Raw genomic sequence first — 21,595 nt, 5'->3', positions numbered from 1 at the left:
GTCAAGTTCACACAATGGGTCTGTTCAGGCGCAGCAGCTGCCGGCAGCCAATTCCTTGAGAATCGGGCAGTCCGGCCGGTGATCGCCCTGGCAATGCTCCACCAGGTCTTGCAACGTATCGCGCAATTGCCCCAGTTCCAGAATCTTCTGGTTCAGCTCATCGATATGTTGGCGCGCCAGGGCTTTCACGTCGGCACTGGCCCGTTGCCGGTCCTGCCACAAAGTCAGCAGCTTGCCGACTTCCTCCAGTGAAAACCCCAGGTCCCGCGAACGTTTGATAAACGCCAGCGTGTGCAAGTCATCGCTGCCATACACGCGGTAGCCGCTGTCGGTGCGGTGCGCGGCTTTCAGCAAGCCGATGGATTCGTAATAGCGAATCATCTTGGCGCTCAGCCCGCTCTGGCGGGCGGCTTGGCCGATGTTCATGGGCGTTGATCCTCCAAATCCTCGGGTTTCCAGGTTTTCAGCAATAAGGCATTGCTCACCACGCTGACGCTGGACAGCGCCATCGCCGCGCCCGCCAGCACCGGGTTGAGCAAGCCGAAGGCCGCCAACGGAATGCCGATCAGGTTATACACAAAGGCCCAGAACAGATTCTGGCGGATTTTTGCATAAGTCTTGCGGCTGATTTCCAGCGCTGCCGGCACCAGGCGTGGGTCGCCGCGCATCAGGGTGATGCCGGCTGCGTGCATCGCCACATCGGTACCGCCACCCATGGCGATGCCGATATCCGCTGCGGCCAGCGCCGGGGCGTCGTTGATGCCGTCGCCGACCATGGCCACCACGCCGGTTTTTTTAAGCGCGGCCACCGTGGCGGCCTTATCGGCGGGAAGTACTTCTGCGTGCACATCCTCGATGCCCAAAGCCTCGGCGACCACTCGGGCGCTGCCGCGATTGTCGCCGGTCAGCAGATGGCTGCTGATGTACTGTGCCTTGAGTTTCTCCACGGCTTTTAATGCGCCGGGCTTGAGCGTGTCGCCAAAGGCGAACAACCCCAGCACGCGGGGCTGCGCGCCCTGTTCGATCAGCCAGGACAATGTGCGGCCTTCGGCTTCCCAGTTTTTGGCCGGGCTTGCGAGGTCGCCTGCGTTCAAACCGCTTTCTTCCAGCATCCGCCGATTGCCCAGGGCCAGTTGCCGACCGTCGAGTGTGCCCGCAATGCCGCGCCCGGTCAGGGATTGGCTGGCGCTCACATCCGCGACGAGCAACCCGCGTTCGCTGCACGCATCGAGCACGGCTTTGGCCAGCGGGTGTTCGCTGCCACGTTGCAACGCGCCGGCTTGTTGCAGCAGCAGGGCTTCGTTGCCGTCCACCGCCGCCAAGTGCGCAATTTTTGGCGCGCCAGAGGTGAGGGTGCCGGTCTTGTCGAACACTACCGCACTCACTTGATGGGCGCGTTCCAGGGCTTCGGCGTCCTTGATCAGAATGCCGTAGCGCGCGGCGACGCCGGTGCCGGCCATGATTGCGGTCGGTGTGGCCAGCCCCAATGCACAGGGGCAGGCTATCACCAGCACGGCGACGGCGTTGATAATCGCAGTTTCCAACGGTGCGCCATACAACCACCAGCCCACCAGTGTGATCAATGCCAGCACGAGCACCGCCGGCACGAACACTTGGCTGACCTTATCCACCAGTTTCTGGATCGGCGCCTTGGCGGCCTGGGCGTCTTCTACCAGGCGGATGATCCGCGCCAGTACGCTTTCGGCGCCGAGGGCCTGGGTGCGCACCAGCAAACGGCCTTCGCCATTGATCGCGCCGCCGGTGACCTTGTCGCCGGGTTGTTTGGGCACTGGCAGGCTTTCGCCGCTGATCAGGGCTTCGTCGGCATGGCTCTGGCCGTCCACCACTTCGCCGTCCACCGGGAAGCGCTCGCCGGGTTTGACCAGCACAAGATCGTTGAGCTTCAACGCGGTGATGGCGACATCTTCTTCGCGGCCTTCAACCACCCGAATGGCACGCTCCGGGCGCAGCGCTTCAAGCGCGCGGATGGCGCTGGCGGTCTGGCGTTTGGCGCGGCTTTCCAGGTATTTGCCGAGCAGCACCAGCGCGATCACCACCGCAGACGCTTCGAAATACAGGTGAGGCATGCTGCCCGCTGGCGCGGTGAGCCATTCATAGATACTCAGGCCGTAGCCGGCGCTGGTGCCGATGGCGACCAGCAAGTCCATGTTGCCGGCGCCGGCGCGCACGGCTTTCCACGCGGCGATATAGAAACGCGCGCCAAAGATAAACTGCACGGGCGTGGCCAGGGCGAACTGCACCCAGGCCGGGAGCATCCAGTGCAGACCGAAGGGTTCCACCAGCATCGGTAGCACCAACGGCAAAGCCAAGGCGATTGCCAGCAGCAACGCCCAGCGCTCGCGGTGAAGGCGCTCGGTCTGGTTGGCGGCGGTGGCGGTTTCGCTTTGCGGCAAGGTGGCGGTGTAACCGGCTTTGTCGACGGCGGCGATCAGCACGCCGGGGTCCATCTGGCCCAGCACTTCGACATGGGCGCGCTCGTTGGCCAGGTTGACGCTGACGGTTTGCACCCCCGGCACTTTGCCCAGCGCACGCTCGACGCGGCCGGCACAGCTGGCGCAAGTCATGCCGCTGATGGGCAGGTCAAAAGTGGTGGATCCATTCATGGGGCAGTCCTCCAGAAGAAGTTGCCCCTAGGATCAACCTTGACCTGTGGGGAAGGTCAAGCGGCTTTACGGGTACCCCAACGCGGCCGGCTTCAGGTAGATACCGTCTTGCCCGAGGGCGATTCGAAACTTGTTCACACTGCTTGCCCTCAACTTGATGTTCTGGGCGGGTGGCGCGAGCATTCCCGGTTGGCAGCCAGGGGCTTGACCCGGCAGCAGTTTGAGGCGCACCGACACGTCTCCGGGTGGCAGGTTGAATGAGACCGACTGTTCCTGGAAGACCCGGTCTGCCAACTGGTCATTCAGGTACACGCCGATCTCGCAGGTGGTCGGCACTTCCAGGCGCTCGCGCGAGATGATCAGCACTGCATAGTCTTCAGCTGCGTTGGCCAGAGGTACAGCGGCAGACAAGCTCATCAGGCCGACAAGGCCAAAAAACGACCAGCGCATGGCGAATGCTCCGTGGTTCACATACAAGATGGACGAAGCTTGGCCGAGGCGGCCGCCGAATACCAGCCCGGCCGATATTTTCAGAACTTGACCTTGCCATGATGGCAAGGTCGACACTCGCTTTAACCCCGCTACTACACAACTTTTATTGAAGGAGCCATCCCATGCAAGTATTCAGCGTTGAAGGAATGACCTGCGGCCATTGTGTTCGCGCGGTGACCCAGGCGGTGCAGAGCCAGGACCCGGCGGCCAGTGTGAAGGTCGACTTGGCGGCGAAGGAGGTGGGCGTGGAAAGCCGCTTGTCTGCCGATCAGGTCATCAGTTTGATCAGCGAAGAAGGCTACAGCGTCAAGCTCGCGTGAAATTTCCGATAGTTAGCGAGCTATCGTAATGTTCATGGCACCCAAGCGCGGCTAGACTGTCGGGCTGCCGACTCACTTGGGTGTCTGATGAACCTCCGCATAATCCTGATCCTGGGCGCCTTGAGCGCCTTCGCGCCGTTGGCGATCGACTTTTACCTGCCGGGCTTTCCGGCCATTGCTGCGGCGTTTGCCACCGACGAAAAACATGTCCAACTGACCCTGGCCGTCTACTTCGCAGGCCTGGCCATCGGCCAGTTGATCTATGGCCCGCTGGCGGACCGTTTCGGTCGGCGCGGCCCGCTGCTCAGTGGCGTCACCCTATTTACCCTGGCGTCCTTCGCCTGCGCATATGCGCCGTCGCTGGAATGGCTGATCGGCGCGCGTTTCGTGCAGGCCCTCGGCGGTTGCGCGGGCATGGTGATTTCCCGCGCGGTGGTCAGCGACAAATGTGATGCCGTGGGCTCGGCCAAGGTGTATTCACAACTGATGCTGGTGACCGGGCTGGCGCCGATTCTTGCGCCGTTGGCGGGTGGGGTGATGGTCGGGGTGTGGGGCTGGCAGTCGATTTTCCTGGCGTTGTCGATATTCAGCGTGATGGCCGCCATTGCCGTGGCTGTCGGGCTGCCGGAAACCTTTCCTGCCGACAAGCCCCGCCAACCGCTGTCCGGGTCACTGCGCCGGTATGGCAGCCTGTTGTCGGACCGGGTCTATCTCGGTTACGCCCTGACCGGCGGTATCTCGATTGCCGGGATGTTTGCCTACATCGCCGGTTCACCGTTCGTTTTCATCAAACTCTATGGCGTGGCGCCGGAGCATTACGGCTGGCTGTTCGGCTCCAATGCCGCGGGTTTCATCCTGGTGGCGCAGCTCAATGCGCGGTTACTGTCCAAGCGTGGGCCGGCGTTCTTGTTGGCGCGCACGGTATGGGTTTATGTGGCGGCGGCTTTGGCGTTACTGGGCATTACGGCGCTGCGCACTGACGCGCTGTGGCCATTGCTGGTGCCGCTGTTTATCTGCATCGCCAGCCTGGGCTGCATTTTGCCCAACACTTCGGCCTGCGCCATGGCCGGGCAGGGCGCGCGCGCCGGTAGCGCGTCGGCGTTGCTCGGCTGCATTCAGTTCGGTGTGGCGGCGGGGGCTGCTTCGTTGGTCGGTGTGTTGCACGACGGCACGGCGATGCCGATGGCCATGGTCATCAGCTTGTGCGGTGTATTGGCGGTGACGGTGGCGGTGTCGACCCAGCGCCTGCAACGGGCAAGGGCCGCGCAAGCGCAGGTCTGAAAAAGCGGATCAGCCGGCGGCGGAACGTTGCTGGCTGAGAGGAAAGCGGTGCGGCGCCTGGATGCGCGCTTGCAGGGTGTCGGCGAAGGCGCGGGCTTCGGCTTCATTGCGAAAGGTGAAGGCATCACCGTCGAGGCTGACCTGCCATTTGTGGCCTGGGGATTTTGCTAACGCTTTTATCAGGATCTTCATTGCTGACTTCCTCACGTAAAAGAATCGTGGCAAAGGCGGCCAATATAAACCCGAATACGCTCACAAATATGACAAAGATCAACTCTCGGACTAATGGCACCCGATAGCCAGAAAAGCACTCTCTGTGGCGAGCGGGGCTGTTGTGGTGAGCGGGCTTGCCCCGCGTTGGGCTGCGCAGCAGCCCTAAAACCAAACACCGCGGTCTGCCTGGCAGAACGCGGTGTTTTTTATTGGGGCCGCTACGCAGCCCAGCGGGAGCAAGCTCCCTCGCCACAGGAGGGAGTTTGCCGGATCCAGGTCTGTTAGAACCCTTCCAGCACGATCTTGCCCTTGGCCTTGCCGCTTTCCAGCAGGGCGTGAGCGCGACGCAGGTTCTCGGCGTTGATCACACCAAAGTGCTCGCCCACCGTGGTTTTCAGCGTGCCCGCGTCGATCAGTTCTGCCACGCGGTTGAGCAGGTTGTGCTGCTCGATCATGTCCGGGGTCTCGAACATCGAGCGGGTGTACATGAACTCCCAGTGCAGCGACAGGCTCTTGCGCTTGAGTTTGCTGACGTCCAGCGTCTTCGGGTCGTCGATCAGCGCCAATTTGCCTTGAGGCTGCAGGGCTTCGACCAGTTGGTCCAGGTGATGGTCGGTCTGGGTCAGGCTGGCGACGTGGGTCACTTGGGCGTGGCCGGCAGCTTTCAGTGCTTCGCTCAATGGCTGGCTGTGGTCGATCACCAGGTCGGCGCCCAAGGCCTTGGCCCATTCCTGGGTCTCAGGGCGCGAGGCGGTGCCGATGACTTTCAGCGCGGTGAGCTGGCTGGCCAGTTGGGTCAGGATCGAACCCACGCCACCGGCGGCGCCGACGATCAGCAGGCTCTGGCCTTCATCTTTTTTGCCTTCACGCACTTGCAGGCGCTCGAACAGCAGCTCCCAGGCGGTGATTGCGGTCAGTGGCAGCGCGGCGGCTTCGGCGAACCCCAGGCTTTTCGGCATGTGGCCGACGATGCGTTCGTCCACGGTGTGCAGTTCGCTGTTGCCGCCCGGGCGAACCAGGGAACCGGCGTAGAACACCTTGTCACCGGCCTTGAACAACGTCACGTCGCTGCCGACCGCCTTGACCACACCGGCCACGTCCCAGCCCAGCACCTTGGCGGCGCCGTTTTCCGGGGCGACGTTCTGGCGCACCTTGGTGTCCACCGGGTTGACCGAGATGGCTTTGACTTCCACCAGCAGGTCGCGCGGGCCGGCGACCGGCGCTGGCAGTTCGATGTCTTGCAGGGCTTTTGGATCGTTGATCGGCAAGGAAGCGTAGTAGGCAATGGCTTTCATGGTAACTCCGGAAAAAGGGCAGTGATCAAGCGAGAAATTTCAGGCGCTTGAGTTCGAAGTGTTCAAGTACATCAGCGGCTTTGGCGCGAAAGCTCTGGATATGCGCGCTCTCGTCGTGGTCGGCCAAGGCCGCGTCGTCGCTCCAGCGCTCGAGCATGTAGAAGGTTTCGGGGTGTTGCAGGTCCTGGTGCAGGTCGTATTGCTCGCAACCGGCTTCGAGGCGGGTGGGTTCCAGCAGGCCGCGCAGCAGGGTTTCCAGGGTGGCGTGTTGGCCAGGTTTGGCGATCAGCGTGGCGATGACGTTAAAGGCGGTGGACATATTCAACTCCTGACACGTGATGAACGGGATGACCAGATGATTGGCTATTTCCCGTGAAGATAAAAGCGGCTAAAACAGAGGTCTGTTTCAACGAAATTTTGATAATGGGTGTTCAAAGTGCTGCGTTTTGACGATTTACAGCTGTTTGTGCGCGCGGCGGACCTGGGCAGTTTGTCGGCGGCTGCACGGGTGATGGACTTATCGCCCGCCGTGGCCAGCGCGGCGCTCAAGCGCATCGAACAGCAATTGGGCACGCGCTTGCTGGCGCGATCCACTCGCAGCCTGCGTTTGACCGCCGAAGGCGAAGGCTTTCTGGAATACGCCCGTGCCGCGTTGGGTTCGCTGGATGAAGGGCGGCGGCTATTGGCCAGCGGCCAGGACCATGTCAGTGGCGTATTGCAGCTCTCGGCGCCCTCGGATTTTGGCCGCAACCAACTGTTGCCGTGGCTGGATGAGTTCCAGCGTGAGCACCCGCAACTGAGCGTACGCCTGCTGCTGGGCGACCGGATTGCCGACCTGTTCCGCCAGCCGGTGGACATTGCCCTGCGTTATGGCGAGCCCGAGGATTCCAGCCTGATCGCGCTGCCCATCGCCCCGGACAACCTGCGCGTGTTATGTGCCGCCCCTGGCTACCTCGCACGGCATGGCGAGCCCCGCCACCTCGAACAACTGGCCCAGTACAATTGCTTGCTGTACATGCTCGGCAGCCGGGTGCACGACCATTGGAGTTTTCACGACGGCAAGCGTGAGGTCAGCCTGACGGTGACCGGCGACCGTTTCAGTGATGACGCCGATGTGGTGCGCCGTTGGGCGGTGGCAGGTGTGGGTATTGCCTACAAGTCCTGGCTGGATGTGAGTTCCGATGTGCTGGCGGGGCGATTGCGCGTGGTCCTGCCGGAGCTGCGTGGCGAGCGTACGCCGCTCAATCTGCTGTGCGCCCACCGTGCGCAATTGAGCAAACCGATTAACCTGCTGCGCGAAATGCTCGTGTCTCGCTGTGCGACGTTGACCGCGCTCTGGCCGGAGCGATTGAACACGCCGCAATAGCCTCCACAAAAGCCGGAAATTTCACTCAGATCCTGTCCCTATTCGCGCTGTCAGACCGCGCGGAACCGGCGGTTTGCGCCCCTATACTTTGGCGCAAACCGCTGCAGACAAATGATCAACAGGGAGTGAACCTATGGAAGAAGCACCTTGCATCAGTCAGATCGCCAGCTTGCTTGCCGAGCCCAAGCGCACCGCCATGCTCTGGGCCTTGATGGACGGTTCGGCAAAGTCATCGGAGGAGCTGGCGAGGGTGGCCGGCCTGTCTTCAGCATCGGCCAATGCGCACTTGGCGCGGCTGATCGGCAGCGGTTTGCTGCGCACCGAGGCGCGGCGTGGCCAGCGCTTGTTTCGTGTGGCGGCGACGGACGTGAGTGCCGCGATTGACGCGTTGGCGGTGACCACTGTGGCCAGCGCCGTGCGTTGTTCGCCGGATGTCTTGCCGCCCGCGCTGGTGGCCCCGCCGCCGCTGCGTCACGCCCGGTTGTGCCATGGCCACCTGGGCGGTGAGCTGGCCGCTGCGTTGTATCAAAGAATGGTGGGGGGCGGCTGGCTTGAACGCGGTGAGCAACGTACAGACATCACGCTCAGTGGTGCGCGGCAGCTTGCGAGGTTGGGCATTTTCACCCAGGCGCTGGCGTCACCGCTGGTGTGTGACTGTTTTGACTGGAGCCAGCAGCAACCGCACCTCGGCGGAGCATTGGGGGCGGGGCTGATGCAACTGTTTTTACAGTCGGGCTGGATCAACGTGATCAACGAGTCTCGGGCACTGTTGGTCACGGAACTCGGCCTCTCGGAAATCAGCCGGCTGGCCGCACACGTTGAGCCTTAGCCAGCGTTGCGTCGTTCACAGTTTCAGTCAGGTCGTATCCAGCAACAGCAGGGAAAAACGATGCCGCACACTCGCCTTGGGGTTTTTCACACAGGGGGTGCGGCATGGGTATGGCAGGCTATAGCGCGGCGGAACGGCTGGAACGGTTACCCATCAGCGGTTACCACCGGATCATCTTCATCATCATCGCCCTGGCGTTTTTCTTCGACTCCATGGACCTGGCGATGATGACCTTCCTGTTGGGCTCGATCAAAACCGAGTTTGGCCTGAGCACGGCTCAGGCCGGGTTGCTTGCCAGTTCGAGTTTTTTCGGCATGGTGGTCGGCGCGTCATTGTCGGGAATGCTGGCGGACCGCTTTGGGCGCAAGCCGGTGTTTCAGTGGAGCATTGTGTTATGGGGCGTCGCCAGCTACCTGTGCTCCACGGCGCAGACCGTGGAGACGTTGACGCTGTTTCGCATCCTGCTGGGCATTGGCATGGGCATGGAGTTTCCCATTGCGCAGTCGATGCTTTCGGAGCTGATTCCGGCCAAGGGGCGCGGGCGCTATATCGCCTTGATGGACGGTTTCTGGCCGCTGGGTTTTGTGGCGGCGGGGGTGCTGTCGTACTTCCTGTTGCCGGTGATTGGCTGGCGCGACATCTTTCTGGTGTTGGCGGTGCCGGCAGTGTTTGTCCTGGCCATCCGCTTTTTTATCCCGGAGTCGCCGCGCTGGCTGGAGCAGGCCGGACGGCATGAGGTGGCAGACAAGGTGTTGTTGGGCATTGAACAAAAAGTCCGCGACTCATTGGGGCGTGCCGACTTGCCGGAGCCGATCCGTTTGCCAAGGGTGGAGAGTGCGCCGGGGAATTTTTTCTCGGCATTTCATCAACTGTGGTCAGCGCAATACCGCCAACGCACGATGATGATCTGGAGCGTGTGGTTCTTTGCGTTGCTCGGCTTTTACGGGCTGACCTCGTGGTTGAGTGCGCTGTTGCAACAGTCGGGTTTTGCCGTGACGCAGTCGGTGTATTACACGGTGATCATCTCCCTGGGCGGGATTCCCGGTTTCTTGATGGCCGCGTGGCTGGTGGAGCGCTGGGGCCGCAAACCCGTGTGCGTCGTGACCTTGCTCGGCGGCGGGGTGATGGCGTTTCTGTATGGGCAGAGTGCGGTGTTTGGCGGCAACGTGGGGCTGTTGATCACCTCGGGCTTGTTGATGCAGTTCTTTCTGTTTGGCATGTGGGCCGTGCTGTATACCTACACGCCGGAGTTGTATCCCACCTCGGCGCGGGCGACCGGTTCCGGGTTTGCATCGGCGATTGGCCGGGTCGGGTCGTTGCTGGGGCCTTTGGTGACCGGGTTGGTGTTTCCGGTGACCGGGCAGGGCGGGGTGTTTGCCTTGGGCGCGCTGTGTTTTGCGGTGGCGGCGCTGGTGGTGTGGGTGTTCGGGATGGAGACGAAGGGCAAGACTCTGGAAGAACTGACCGAAATTTAACGACCCATACAAAACCAGTGTGGGAGCTGGCTTGCCTGCGATAGCATCACCTCGGTTTTCAGTTGCACCGAGGTGATGCTATCGCAGGCAAGCCAGCTCCCACATTTAGACCGTATTCATTCAGCCAGTTATGGCTTTACGAGCCGCGCATCCAGGCTGTTCTGCGCCAGGCGTTTGGCTTGGTCCTGGGTCATGCCCAATGCAGTGTGCAGCGCGTGGAAGTTCTCGGTCACGTAACCGCCGAAGTACGCCGGGTCATCCGAGTTTACCGTCACCTTCACGCCGCGCTCCAGCATGTCGAGGATGTTGTGCTGGGCCATGTCGTCGAACACGCACAGCTTGGTGTTGGACAGCGGGCACACGGTCAGCGGGATTTGTTCGTCGATGATGCGCTGCATCAAACGCTCATCCTCGATGGCGCGCACGCCGTGGTCGATGCGCTGGATTTTCAGCAGGTCGATGGCTTCCCAGATGTATTCCGGCGGGCCTTCTTCGCCGGCGTGGGCCACGGTGAGGAAGCCTTCGTGACGGGCACGGTCGAACACGCGCTGGAACTTGCTCGGCGGGTGGCCCATTTCCGAACTGTCCAGGCCCACGGCCACAAACGCGTCGCGGAACGGCAGCGCCTGGTCGAGGGTTTTCTGTGCTTCGTCTTCGCTCAAATGGCGCAGGAAGCTCAAGATCAAACCGCTGGTGATGCCCAGTTGCTGCTCGCCATCTTTGAGTGCAGCGGCGATGCCGTTGAGCACCACTTCGAACGGAATGCCACGGTCGGTGTGGGTTTGCGGGTCGAAGAAGGGTTCGGTGTGGATCACATTCTGTTCTTTGCAGCGCAGCAGATACGCCCAGGTCAGGTCGTAGAAATCCTGGGAGGTGCGCAGCACGTCGGCGCCCTTGTAATACAGGTCGAGAAACTCTTGCAGGTTGTTGAAGGCGTAGGCCTTGCGCAGGGTTTCGACGTCGTTCCACGGCAGCGCAATCTTGTTGCGCTCGGCCAGGGCGAACAGCAACTCAGGCTCCAGCGAGCCTTCCAGGTGCAGGTGCAATTCAGCCTTGGGCAGGGCGTTGAGCCAATCGTACATTTCTAAATTCTCATCAGGTGCAATGGCGGCATTCTACAGACCATGGCTGAAATAATCGGCAAAACCTGACCAGCAGGAAAGTATCCGTTTTGTTCGCGCAAGGGCCGCATGAACTAAGGTGTAACGAAACGTTAGCGACGTGGTGCAGTCTGTACCCCATCAATGACTGATTTGCTGCACCAAAAGGCCCGGAATGCTCACATCCCTCAAGCAAGAAAAATTCATGCTGCTGGCGCTGATTGCCGCCATCGCCGCCTACCCGCTGGAGCACTGGATGCTCAACAGCGGGCAAATGATTGCGCTGCTCGGCGGCGTGGTGCTGATCGGTTTTATCGTGGTGGCCTCGATGCGCGTGGCGCACCATGCCGAGCAACTCGCGGAAAAGGTCGGCGACCCCTACGGCACCATGATCCTGACGCTTGCCGCGGTGCTGGTGGAAGTGGTGATTCTGGCGATCATGATGAGTAACGAGCCCTCGCCGACCCTGGTGCGTGACACGATTTACTCGGCGGTGATGCTCGATATCAACGGCATCCTCGGTTTGGCGGCGCTGATGGGCGGCATCAAACATGGCGAGCAGTCCTATAACGACGACTCAGCGCGCAGTTACAGCGTGATGATCCTCACCGCCATGGGCGTGTCCATGGTGGTGCCGGAATTTATCCCCGAGGCTGACTGGAAAATTTACTCAGCCTTCACCATTGGCGCGATGGTGCTGCTCTATACCTTGTTCCTGCGCATGCAGGTGGGGCCGCACAGTTATTTTTTCAGCTACAGCTACCCGGATAAACGCCGCAAGAAACAGCCGGAAGAAGACGAGGCGCCGCCGATCAACCTGGCGTTTTCCATCGGTACCTTGGTGTTTGGGGTGATTGTGATTGGTGCGCTGGCCGAGGTGATGTCGAAGACCCTTGACCTTGGCCTGGAAGGCACAGGTGCGCCGCCGGTGATCACGGCGATTGTGGTGGCGGCCATTTCTGCGGCACCGGAAATTCTGACGGCCTTGCGTGCTGCCCTGGCCAACCGTATGCAGTCGGTGGTCAACATCGCGCTGGGCGCTTCGTTGTCGACGGTGATTTTGACTGTGCCGGTGATGGAAGCCATGGCGCTTTACACTGGCCAGCCGTTCCAGATGGCGATGACGCCGGTGCAGACCGTGATGGTGTTTATCACGCTGATTGTCAGTGCGATCAACCTCAACGATGGTGAAACCAATGCCATCGAAGGTATGACGCATTTTGTGTTGTTTGCGACGTTTATTATGTTGTCGCTGTTGGGCCTGTAACCTGTCTTTTGTGCGCCACACAACTAATGTGGGAGCGGGCTTGCTCGCGAAGACGGTGGTTCAGTCAACTTATGCATCGACTGACAGACCGCTTTCGCGAGCAAGCCCGCTCCCACATTTTTTGATCGTGTTTCTACAGTTAAATCCGGTTGATCAATTCCCGCGCCGCTTGGCTGTGATCGGCAATCAAGCCTTTCAAATCCAGCCCTTCAACTTGGCTATCAATCACTCGCCATTTACCGCCAATCATCACCCGGTCGGCCCGGTCGGCCCCGCACAACAACAGCGCCGAAATCGGGTCATGGCTGCCGGAGAAGCGCAGCTCGTCGAGCTTGAACAGCGCCAGGTCGGCCTGTTTGCCCACGGCCAACTCACCGATATCCGTACGCCCCAGCAACTGCGCCGACCCTTTGGTCGCCCAGCCCAGCACACCTTCGGGCGTGATCTTTTCTGCGCCGTAACGCAGGCGCTGGATGTACAGCGCCTGGCGGGCTTCGAGGATCATGTTTGACGCGTCGTTGGAGGCCGAGCCGTCCACGCCCAGGCCGATTGGTGCACCGGCAGCGAGCAAATCCAGCGTCGGGCAGATGCCCGAAGCCAGGCGCATATTCGAACTCGGGCAATGGCAAATACCCGTGCCAGCGGCACCCAGGCGTGCGATTTCATCCGGGTTGAAGTGAATGCCGTGGGCCAGCCATGTGCGCGGGCCGAGCCAGCCGACGCTGTCGAGATAGTCCACCGTGCGCAGGCCGAAGCGTTGCAGGCAGAAGTCTTCTTCGTCGAGGGTTTCCGCCAAGTGGGTGTGCAAGCGCACGTCGAGGCTGTTGGCCAGTTCGGCGCTGGCTTCCATGATTTCCGGGGTCACGGAAAACGGCGAGCAAGGCGCCAGGGCGATCTGGATTTGCGCCCCGTCGCCGCGTTCGTGGTACGCGCGGATCAGGCGCTGGCTGTCTTCGAGAATCACTTGGCCTTGCTGCACGGTTTGCTGCGGTGGCAGGCCGCCATCGGCTTCGCCCAGGCTCATGGATCCACGGGTGAGCATGGCGCGCATGCCCAGTTCGCGTACGCTTTCGACTTGTACGTCGATGGCGTTTTCCAGGCCTTCCGGGAACAGATAATGATGATCCGCCGCCGTGGTACAGCCCGAGAGCAGCAATTCGGCCAGGGCGACTTTGGACGCCAGCGCGAGCTTTTCCGGGGTCAACCGTGCCCACACCGGGTACAGGGTTTTCAACCACGGGAATAAAGGCTGGTTGACTACCGGCGCCCAGGCGCGGGTCAGGGTTTGGTAGAAGTGGTGATGGGTGTTGATCAGGCCCGGCAGGATCACATGTTCGCGTGCGTCGAAGACTTGCCCGCAAGGCGCGCCGGGTTCACATCCCTGGCCTAACACTTCGGTGATCACACCGTCTTGCAGCACCAGGCCGCCACGGGCATCGAGGCCATTGGCAGTGAAAATCGCGAGGGGGTTTTTTAACCAGATACGGGTCGCAGGCATTGGCCGGCTCCTCTGAATGATGGGTTCAGGTTTGCCAGCTCAGTGTTGCCCTGTCTGCTGATCCAGGGTCGCCGGTGAAGGCGAGGGGGTAGATTACGTGTAGTTCGGGATCGGGTCTAGCTGTAGGAGCGAGGTGCTCTCAAGATCATCGCGGGCAAGCCCGCTCCCACAGTGGACCGAGGATTTACCAGGCGATGGTGTCGCCTTTGTAGTCGATGAAGTGGTGACCGCCTTTGCCGGTGTAGGCATTCACTTGGTCAACCAGGCCGCGCACGCTGGTGTCGACATCGATGTGCGCGTTTTCGCCGCCCATGTCGGTCTTTACCCAGCCCGGGTGCAAAGACAGTACGGTGAGCTTGTGGTCGCCCAGTTGGGTGATGAAGCTGTTGGTCATGGAGTTGAGCGCGGCCTTGCTGGCTTTATAGAGCGCCAGGTCGGAGCCGTCGGGAATGGTCACGCTGCCCAGTACGGAACTCATGAAGGCCAGCACGCCACTGTCTTTGCGGATTTGCCCGACAAAGCGCTGGGCCAGGTTGATTGGCGCTACGGCGTTGGTGAAGAACAGTTGGCCGACTTCTGCCAGCGTGGCATGGCCCGGCTCTTGATTGGCGGGGCCTTTGACGCCGGCGTTGACGAACAGCAGGTCGAAGGTGCGCTCCTTGAGGCGCTGGCTCAGCGCGATTACCGCTTGCTGGTCGTCCATGTCCAGCTTCTCGATCTTCACCGGGCCCACGGCTTTCAGGGCATCGGCCTTGTTCGGGTCACGCACGGTGGCAGTCACGTCCCAGCCGTCCTTGAGCAGTTGCTTGACCAGGCCAAGGCCCAGCCCGCGCGAGGCGCCGATGATCAGTGCAGTTTTTGGCGTAGACATGAAGGCTTCCTTTAAGAGTCGCGGTTCAGAGAGTTCAACGTTGTAGCAGGATACGCCCACGGCTGAGGTCGGCGAGTTGAATTTGCAAGGTGTCGATATGCGCTTCGCCCAAGGCGAGCTGCAACTCGACGCCATTGGCAGTGAACGTTTCCTCCACCACCAGCCCGCCCAGTTCGGCAACGCGCAGTTTGACCAGGTTCAACTCGGAGAAACTGCAAGCGCAACTCAGCGGCACGCGGCTGATCAGCTCGATGCGTTCGGCGGTTTGCAGGCATTTGTTGGCGCCACCGCCGTAGGCACGGGCCAGGCCGCCAGTGCCGAGTTGGATGCCGCCGTACCAGCGAATCACCAATACCGCGACCTGATCAAACCCTTGGGCTTCAATCGCCGCCAGAATCGGCCGCCCAGCGGTACCGCCGGGTTCGCCGTCGTCATTGCTGCGGTATTGGTCCGCCAGCTTCCAGGCCCAGCAGTTGTGCGTGGCATTCAGGTCACTGTGTTGCTCGAAAAACGCCTGGGCGTCTTGCGGGCTGGTGATCGGCGCGGCGAGGGTGATGAAGCGGCTTTTGCGTATTTCTTCACGAAATTCGCAAAGGCCGGTGAGCGTGAAAGGCATAAGTCGCTTCGTTTAGAGGGCCGGCTTGATGCCACAGCCCTTGAGGATGATGTGGATCAGGTTATTGCCGGCGTCTTCCATGTCTTGCTTGGTCAGCTTGGTGCGCCCGGTGACGCGGCAGATTTGGGTGGCGAAGTCGGCGTAGTGCTGGGTGCTGCCCCACAGCAGGAAGATCAGGTGCACGGGGTCGACGGGGTCCATTTTGCCGGCTTCGATCCAGGCCTGGAACACTGCCGCCCGGCCGCTGAACCAGGCGCGGTAATCCTGGCTGAAATATTCGGTGAGGCATTCGCCGCCGCTGATGATCTCCATGGCGAAGATCCGCGAGGCTTGCGGGTGGCGCCGCGAGAACTCCATCTTGGTGCGGATGTAGCGGGTGAGGGCCACAGCGGGGTCATCCTCGGCAGTCAGCGCGTTGAAGGTGCTGTCCCACAGGTCGAGGATGTTGCTGAGCACCGCAATGTACAGGCCCAGTTTGTTGGTGAAGTAGTAATGCAAATTGGCCTTGGGCAGCCCGGCACTCGACGCAATGGTGTTCATGCTGGTGCCTTTGTAGCCATGGCGCGCGAACTCGTCTTCAGCAGCCTGCAGAATCGCTTGTTCGTTCTTTTGCCGAATGCGGCTGGCGGGCTTACCGGCGTGGTTGCTGTGGGCAGGAACTTCGAGGCTCATGGAGGTTTCCGTGCTGATCGATAGAGACGACGTGTGCACAGATAACCCACCCTCAAGCCTCAGACAAGTCCCGATGCAATAAAACCGTCAAAGCGGTTCCAGTGTGTCGCTTTCCAGCGCGTGGTTTGCGGCATCCTGTGTCGCTTTGGCTTCGGGCAATAACAGGCACAACACGATGGCCGTCAGCCCGCCGCTGGTGATGGCCGAGTCGAACAGGTTTTGCACCAGGCTTGGCATCAGGTGCAACAGGTCGGGTTGGGCCGCAATACCGAGGCCTACGCCAAAGGAGGTGGCGATGATCAGCATGCTGCGCCGGTCCAGCGGTGCCTGGGCGAGGATGCGCACACCGGCGGCGGCGACGCTACCGAACATCACCAATGTGGCGCCGCCCAATACCGGCTTGGGGATTTGCTGCAACACCGCGCCAATCAGCGGAAACAAACCGAGGCAAAATAGCAGCACGCCAATGTATAAGCCGACGTAACGGCTGGCCACGCCGGTGAGTTGGATTACGCCGTTGTTCTGCGCAAACGTGGTGTTGGGGAACGCGCTGAAGGTGGCGGCGATCATGCAGCTCACGCCATCGCCGAGTACGCCGCCCTTGAGTCGGCTTATATAAGAAGGGCCGCTGATGGGTTGGCGCGCAATCATGCAGTTGGCGGTGAGGTCGCCGACGGTTTCGATGCTGCTGATCAGATAAATCAGCGCGATCGGCAGGAAAGCGCTCCAATCGAAGTTGAAACCGAAGCGGAACGGGAGGGGGACGCTGATCAGCGGCAAGTCGGGCAAGGCCTGGGGCACCAGTTTGCCGCTGAACCATGCGGCGAGGCTGCCGACGGCGAGGCCGATGATGATCGCTGACAAGCGCACCCACGGGGTGTTCGAGCGGTTGAGCAGGATGATGGTCAGCACCACGAACACACCCAGCGCCAGGTTGATCGGCGCGCCGAAATCAGGGGCGTTGAAGCCGCCGCCGAGGTCAGTGATGCCGACCTTGATCAGGCTGATGCCGATCAAGGTGATCACAATGCCGGTGACCAGTGGCGTGATGACTCTGCGCAATTGCCCGATAAACCGGCTCAATACGATCTGCACCGCCGCCCCGAAAAAGCATACGCCGAAGATCATTGCCATGATGTCTTCCGGGCTGCCGCCGCGTTGTTTCACCAGAAAACCCGCCGACAGCACGGCGCCCAAAAATGCAAAACTGGTGCCTTGCAAGCAAATCATTCCGGCACCGATACCAAACGGCCTGCGTGCCTGGATGAAAGTGCCTGCGCCGGAAACCATCAACGCCATGCTGATCAGGTAGGGCAGGTGAGCGGTCAGGCCGAGCGTGGAGCCGATGATCAACGGCGGCGTGATGATGCCGACGAAGGCCGCCAGTACATGCTGCAGAGCAGCCAATACGGCAGGAACGGGTTTTGGACGGTCGTTGAGACCGTAGATCAGGTCGCTGGAGCTGGATGATTCTGGTGGCATGGTGTGCAAACCCGGGGCGGACAGTTCAAGGTGCTGGTCTCCTTGCAAAAAGCTGTCCACTTGCTCAAGTTTTAACGAAAGGCCCGAGCTAGCGCGTCGCGGCCAGACTTTCCAGAAAACTCTCCAGCACCAAATGAGGGCGACGGCCTTTGCGCGTGACCGATGCGAGGCTTAAATCGTAAAAGCGTGTAGCTGGTTTCAGCGCGCGCAGCCGGCCTTGTTGCACCCAAAGGCTGGCGTAGTGATCGGGCAGGTAGCCGATATAGCGGCCGGTGAGAATCAGGAACGCCATGCCTTCACGGTCCGAAGCGCTCGCGGTGCAGTTGAGGGCCTGGTAATGCGCCTGGATCTCGGCGGGCAGGCGGAAGGTGGGGGCGATGGCGTCCTGGCTGTCGATGCGCGGGTCGTCCAGTTGTTTGTCATCGGCATAAAACAGCGGGTGGCCGACGGCGCAATACAGCAGCGAGCGTTCGCTGTAGAGCGGTTGGTATTCCAGCCCCGACAAGGCGCTGGCTTGTGGCACAACGCCGACATGCAGGCGGCCGTCGAGTACGCCTTGTTCCACTTCGTTGGGCGCGATCATGCGGATCTGGATCTGCACGTCCGGGCCGCGCTCCTTTAATTGCGCCAGTGCGTGGGTGATACGCATGTGGGGCAGGGTCACGAGGTTATCAGTGAGGCCAATGATCAGTTCACCGCGCAAATGCTGGTGCAGGCCGTTGACCTCGGTGCGAAAGCTTTCCAGTGCACTTAATAGTTGCAGCGCTGACTGGTAGACCTCACGGCCTTCTTCGGTCAGGGAAAAACCGGCGCGGCCGCGTTGGCAGAGTCTTAACCCAAGGCGCTGCTCGAGGTCACTCATCTGCTGGCTGATGGCCGAGCGGCCTATGCCGAGCACGGTTTCTGCCGCCGAAAAGCCGCCGCATTCCACCACACTGCGGAAGATGCGCAACAGGCGGATATCGAAGTCGCTGACTTGGGCAAGCGGGTCGGGTCGGCGGCTGCTCATAGTTTAGTAAAGGCCTGACTGAAGGTTAGAAGAGTTGAATTTCACCGACTTTATCGCCGTGGCAATTTAGCTGCAATAACGCTTTTCAATCCCAACGCTGCCTTTTGCCTTGCGAGGTTTTGCTGATGAACATGCCCGAAAACGCCCCTTCGTCCCTGGCCAGCCAACTCAAGTTGGACGCTCACTGGATGCCTTACACCGCCAACCGTAACTTCCAGCGTGACCCGCGTTTGATCGTGGGGGCCGAGGGTAGCTGGTTGATCGATGACAAGGGGCGCAAGGTTTACGATTCGTTGTCGGGTCTGTGGACTTGCGGCGCCGGGCATACGCGTAAGGAAATCCAGGAGGCAGTCGCCAAGCAACTGGGCACTTTGGATTATTCGCCGGGCTTCCAATACGGCCATCCGCTGTCCTTCCAACTGGCGGAAAAGATCACCGACCTGACCCCGGGCAACCTGAACCACGTATTCTTCACCGACTCCGGCTCCGAGTGTGCCGATACTGCAGTGAAGATGGTGCGCGCGTACTGGCGCCTGAAAGGCCAGGCCACCAAAACCAAAATGATTGGCCGTGCCCGTGGTTATCACGGCGTGAACATTGCCGGCACCAGCCTCGGCGGTGTGAACGGCAACCGTAAGATTTTTGGTCAGGGACTGATGGATGTTGACCATCTGCCGCACACCTTGCTGGCGAGCAATGCCTTCTCTCGCGGTATGCCGGAGCTGGGTGGTATCGCGCTGGCTGATGAACTGCTCAAGCTGATCGAGTTGCATGACGCGTCGAACATCGCGGCGGTGTTCGTGGAGCCGATGGCCGGTTCCGCTGGCGTGCTGGTCCCGCCACAGGGTTATCTCAAGCGTCTTCGCGAAATCTGCGACCAGCACAACATCCTGCTGGTGTTCGACGAAGTCATTACCGGTTTTGGTCGCACCGGCTCCATGTTCGGCGCTGACAGCTTCGGCGTGACCCCGGACCTGATGTGCATCGCCAAACAAGTCACCAACGGCGCGATCCCGATGGGCGCGGTGATTGCCAGCAGCGAGATTTATCAAACGTTCATGAACCAGGCGACGCCTGAGTACGCGGTGGAGTTCCCTCACGGCTACACCTACTCGGCGCACCCGGTCGCGTGCGCGGCTGGCCTGGCGGCACTGGACCTGTTGCAGAAGGAAAACCTGGTGCAAAGCGTGGCTGAAGTGGCGCCACACTTTGAGAATGCGCTGCACGGTTTGAAGGGCAGCAAGAACGTGATCGACATTCGTAACTACGGCCTGGCGGGTGCGATCCAGATTGCCCCGCGTGACGGTGATGCCATTGTGCGTCCGTTCGAGGCCGGCATGGCCTTGTGGAAGGCGGGTTTCTACGTGCGCTTTGGCGGTGACACCTTGCAGTTCGGACCAACCTTCAACAGCAAGCCGCAGGACCTGGACCGTCTGTTTGACGCGGTCGGCGAAGTGCTGAACAAGATCGACTGATTTCTCCTTCTATATAGAACAACTTTTCAGGAGCCCTGCATGAGCCTTATCCAGCATTTGATCAACGGTGAGTTGGTCAATGACAGCGGCCGTAGTGCCGACGTGTACAACCCGTCCACCGGCCAAGTGATTCACCAGGTGCCGTTGGCCAGCCGTGAAACCATTCAACAGGCGATCGACTCGGCCAAGGCTGCGTTTCCGGCGTGGCGTAATACCCCGCCGGCAAAACGTGCCCAGGTGATGTTTCGTTTCAAGCAATTGCTGGAACAGAACGAAGCGCGCATTTCACAATTGATCAGCGAAGAGCACGGCAAGACGCTGGAAGATGCGGCCGGCGAGCTGAAGCGCGGGATCGAGAACGTGGAATATGCGTGCTCGGCACCGGAGATTCTCAAAGGCGAGTACAGCCGCAACGTTGGGCCGAACATTGATGCGTGGTCCGATTTTCAGCCTTTGGGCGTGGTGGCCGGTATTACGCCGTTCAACTTCCCGGCGATGGTGCCGTTGTGGATGTACCCGCTGGCGATCGTCTGCGGTAACTGTTTTATCCTGAAACCATCAGAGCGTGATCCAAGCTCGACGCTGCTGATTGCGCAATTGCTGCAAGAAGCGGGTCTGCCCAAAGGTGTGCTGAGTGTGGTCCACGGCGATAAGGGCGCAGTCGATGCGCTGATCGAAGCGCCGGAAGTGAAGGCTTTGAGTTTTGTAGGCTCGACGCCGATTGCCGAGTACATCTATTCCGAGGCGACCAAGCGCGGCAAGCGTGTGCAGGCGCTGGGCGGGGCGAAGAACCACGCGGTGCTGATGCCGGATGCAGACCTGGATAACGCGGTCAGTGCCTTGATGGGTGCAGCTTACGGTTCCTGCGGTGAGCGTTGCATGGCGATCTCGGTAGCGGTGTGCGTGGGTGATCAGGTGGCGGATGCGCTGATCGCCAAGTTGGTGCCGCAGGTCAAGGCATTGAAGATTGGTGCGGGCACATCGTGTGGCCTGGATATGGGGCCGTTGGTCACCGGCCAGGCGCGGGACAAAGTCAGCGGCTATATAGAAGACGGTGTTTCTTCGGGCGCCAAGTTGGTGGTGGATGGTCGCGGGCTGAGTGTTGCAGGCCATGAGGAGGGTTTCTTCCTGGGCGGCAGCCTGTTTGATCGCGTAACGCCTGAGATGCGTATCTATAAGGAAGAGATCTTTGGGCCGGTGCTGTGCGTGGTTCGGGTGAACAGCCTGGAAGCGGCGATGCAACTGATCAACGATCACGAGTATGGCAACGGTACCTGCATCTTTACCCGTGACGGTGAAGCCGCGCGTTTGTTCTGTGATGAGATCGAAGTGGGCATGGTTGGTGTTAACGTCCCGCTGCCAGTGCCGGTGGCGTATCACAGTTTTGGTGGCTGGAAGCGCTCGCTGTTCGGTGACTTGCATGCCTATGGGCCGGATGGGGTGCGTTTCTACACTCGTCGCAAGGCGATCACCCAGCGCTGGCCGCAGCGGGCCAGCCATGAAGCGTCGCAATTTGCGTTCCCTAGCTTGACCTAGTGAGGGTTGAAAGCCGGCCCCTTGGGGCCGGCTTTTGCGTTTCTGGGGTCTTTTTGACCGATATGACAGAAATGTGAAAAAGGGGTTGACGGCAGATTCTGGAAGTCTATAATTCGCCCCACTTCCGGCGCAGTCGAAACGGAAAACTCCTTGGTAAACAAAGAGTTATGCGAG

21 protein-coding genes are annotated in these 21,595 nt (G+C 60.7%); 8 read left to right on the top strand and 13 right to left on the bottom strand.

Features of this window, described 5'->3' with window-relative positions; translation table 11 throughout:
* Positions 1–24 precede the first annotated feature (24 nt).
* From cueR to AB4P94_RS02785, 3 genes are all read right to left on the bottom strand, one after another.
* Entirely contained in the window at positions 25–426 is a 402-nt protein-coding gene (gene cueR / locus AB4P94_RS02795) for a Cu(I)-responsive transcriptional regulator (protein WP_395609306.1), read from the bottom strand.
* Positions 423–2,624 carry a heavy metal translocating P-type ATPase gene (locus AB4P94_RS02790; protein WP_395609305.1) on the bottom strand — a complete coding sequence of 734 codons (2,202 nt, stop codon included), beginning with the start codon at positions 2,622–2,624 and terminating at the stop codon, positions 423–425. The genes cueR and AB4P94_RS02790 overlap by 4 nt, the downstream gene beginning before the upstream one ends.
* Positions 2,625–2,690: 66 nt before the next feature.
* Complete coding sequence (locus tag AB4P94_RS02785) at positions 2,691–3,074, bottom strand: hypothetical protein (RefSeq protein ID WP_395609304.1); 384 nt, start codon at positions 3,072–3,074, stop codon at positions 2,691–2,693.
* A 164-nt stretch (positions 3,075–3,238) separates the two neighbouring features.
* Between AB4P94_RS02785 and AB4P94_RS02780 the strand changes: the two genes are divergently transcribed.
* Both AB4P94_RS02780 and AB4P94_RS02775 read left to right on the top strand, forming a co-directional pair.
* On the top strand, positions 3,239–3,436 hold the full coding sequence (locus AB4P94_RS02780) for a heavy-metal-associated domain-containing protein (RefSeq protein WP_395609303.1): 198 nt from the start codon (positions 3,239–3,241) through the stop codon (positions 3,434–3,436).
* Positions 3,437–3,523: 87 nt separating this feature from the next.
* A complete protein-coding gene (locus AB4P94_RS02775) occupies positions 3,524–4,717 on the top strand; it encodes a Bcr/CflA family multidrug efflux MFS transporter (protein WP_395609302.1) in 1,194 nt (397 codons plus the stop codon).
* Positions 4,718–4,726: 9 nt separating this feature from the next.
* On the opposite strand, the gene AB4P94_RS02770 is transcribed toward AB4P94_RS02775, so the two are convergent.
* The 3 genes from AB4P94_RS02770 to AB4P94_RS02760 all read right to left on the bottom strand — a co-directional run bounded on the left by AB4P94_RS02770 (position 4,727) and on the right by AB4P94_RS02760 (position 6,544).
* Entirely contained in the window at positions 4,727–4,909 is a 183-nt protein-coding gene (locus tag AB4P94_RS02770; protein WP_395609301.1) for a hypothetical protein, read from the bottom strand.
* Between the two features lie 302 nt (positions 4,910–5,211).
* Entirely contained in the window at positions 5,212–6,225 is a 1,014-nt protein-coding gene (locus tag AB4P94_RS02765) for a zinc-binding alcohol dehydrogenase family protein (protein WP_395609300.1), read from the bottom strand.
* Between the two features lie 25 nt (positions 6,226–6,250).
* Positions 6,251–6,544: a putative quinol monooxygenase gene (locus AB4P94_RS02760; protein WP_395609299.1), complete on the bottom strand. Its 294-nt coding sequence runs from the start codon at positions 6,542–6,544 to the stop codon at positions 6,251–6,253.
* Between the two features lie 117 nt (positions 6,545–6,661).
* Between AB4P94_RS02760 and AB4P94_RS02755 the strand changes: the two genes are divergently transcribed.
* From AB4P94_RS02755 to AB4P94_RS02745, 3 genes are all read left to right on the top strand, one after another.
* Entirely contained in the window at positions 6,662–7,591 is a 930-nt protein-coding gene (locus tag AB4P94_RS02755) for a LysR family transcriptional regulator (protein WP_395609298.1), read from the top strand.
* A 133-nt stretch (positions 7,592–7,724) separates the two neighbouring features.
* Entirely contained in the window at positions 7,725–8,420 is a 696-nt protein-coding gene (locus tag AB4P94_RS02750) for an ArsR/SmtB family transcription factor (protein WP_395609297.1), read from the top strand.
* 104 nt (positions 8,421–8,524) lie between these two features.
* Positions 8,525–9,895, top strand: coding sequence for an MFS transporter (locus AB4P94_RS02745; protein WP_395609296.1), 1,371 nt, complete (start codon positions 8,525–8,527; stop codon positions 9,893–9,895).
* A gap of 128 nt (positions 9,896–10,023) precedes the next feature.
* Here AB4P94_RS02745 and AB4P94_RS02740 read toward each other — a convergent pair whose 3' ends face one another.
* The gene (locus AB4P94_RS02740; protein ID WP_395609295.1) at positions 10,024–10,977 is read right to left on the bottom strand and encodes an adenosine deaminase; all 954 of its coding nucleotides are present in this window, start codon (positions 10,975–10,977) and stop codon (positions 10,024–10,026) included.
* Between the two features lie 193 nt (positions 10,978–11,170).
* On the opposite strand from AB4P94_RS02740, the gene AB4P94_RS02735 reads away from it, so the two are divergent.
* A complete protein-coding gene (locus tag AB4P94_RS02735; RefSeq protein ID WP_395609294.1) occupies positions 11,171–12,262 on the top strand; it encodes a calcium:proton antiporter in 1,092 nt (363 codons plus the stop codon).
* Positions 12,263–12,401: 139 nt separating this feature from the next.
* Here AB4P94_RS02735 and AB4P94_RS02730 read toward each other — a convergent pair whose 3' ends face one another.
* The 6 genes from AB4P94_RS02730 to AB4P94_RS02705 all read right to left on the bottom strand — a co-directional run bounded on the left by AB4P94_RS02730 (position 12,402) and on the right by AB4P94_RS02705 (position 18,410).
* On the bottom strand, positions 12,402–13,760 hold the full coding sequence (locus AB4P94_RS02730) for an 8-oxoguanine deaminase (protein ID WP_395609293.1): 1,359 nt from the start codon (positions 13,758–13,760) through the stop codon (positions 12,402–12,404).
* Between the two features lie 184 nt (positions 13,761–13,944).
* Positions 13,945–14,631 (bottom strand): SDR family oxidoreductase, encoded by a 687-nt coding sequence (locus AB4P94_RS02725; RefSeq protein WP_395609292.1) that lies wholly within the window; start codon positions 14,629–14,631, stop codon positions 13,945–13,947.
* A gap of 34 nt (positions 14,632–14,665) precedes the next feature.
* Entirely contained in the window at positions 14,666–15,247 is a 582-nt protein-coding gene (locus AB4P94_RS02720; RefSeq protein ID WP_395609291.1) for an IMPACT family protein, read from the bottom strand.
* Between the two features lie 12 nt (positions 15,248–15,259).
* Positions 15,260–15,919 carry a TetR family transcriptional regulator C-terminal domain-containing protein gene (locus AB4P94_RS02715; RefSeq protein ID WP_395609290.1) on the bottom strand — a complete coding sequence of 220 codons (660 nt, stop codon included), beginning with the start codon at positions 15,917–15,919 and terminating at the stop codon, positions 15,260–15,262.
* A gap of 87 nt (positions 15,920–16,006) precedes the next feature.
* Entirely contained in the window at positions 16,007–17,401 is a 1,395-nt protein-coding gene (locus AB4P94_RS02710; protein WP_395609289.1) for a uracil-xanthine permease family protein, read from the bottom strand.
* Positions 17,402–17,489: 88 nt separating this feature from the next.
* Positions 17,490–18,410 (bottom strand): LysR family transcriptional regulator, encoded by a 921-nt coding sequence (locus tag AB4P94_RS02705; RefSeq protein WP_017134726.1) that lies wholly within the window; start codon positions 18,408–18,410, stop codon positions 17,490–17,492.
* A gap of 125 nt (positions 18,411–18,535) precedes the next feature.
* Here AB4P94_RS02705 and AB4P94_RS02700 point away from each other — a divergent pair, with 125 nt between their 5' ends.
* A complete protein-coding gene (locus AB4P94_RS02700) occupies positions 18,536–19,885 on the top strand; it encodes an aspartate aminotransferase family protein (RefSeq protein ID WP_395609288.1) in 1,350 nt (449 codons plus the stop codon).
* A gap of 39 nt (positions 19,886–19,924) precedes the next feature.
* Entirely contained in the window at positions 19,925–21,421 is a 1,497-nt protein-coding gene (locus tag AB4P94_RS02695; RefSeq protein ID WP_395609287.1) for a CoA-acylating methylmalonate-semialdehyde dehydrogenase, read from the top strand.
* Positions 21,422–21,595: the final 174 nt, after the last annotated feature.

The sequence above is a fragment of the Pseudomonas sp. B22129 genome (assembly GCF_044218875.1).
GTDB lineage: Bacteria > Pseudomonadota > Gammaproteobacteria > Pseudomonadales > Pseudomonadaceae > Aquipseudomonas.
Note: the sequence above shows the minus strand (reverse complement) of the source record. Positions and strands in the feature narration are given on the sequence as shown.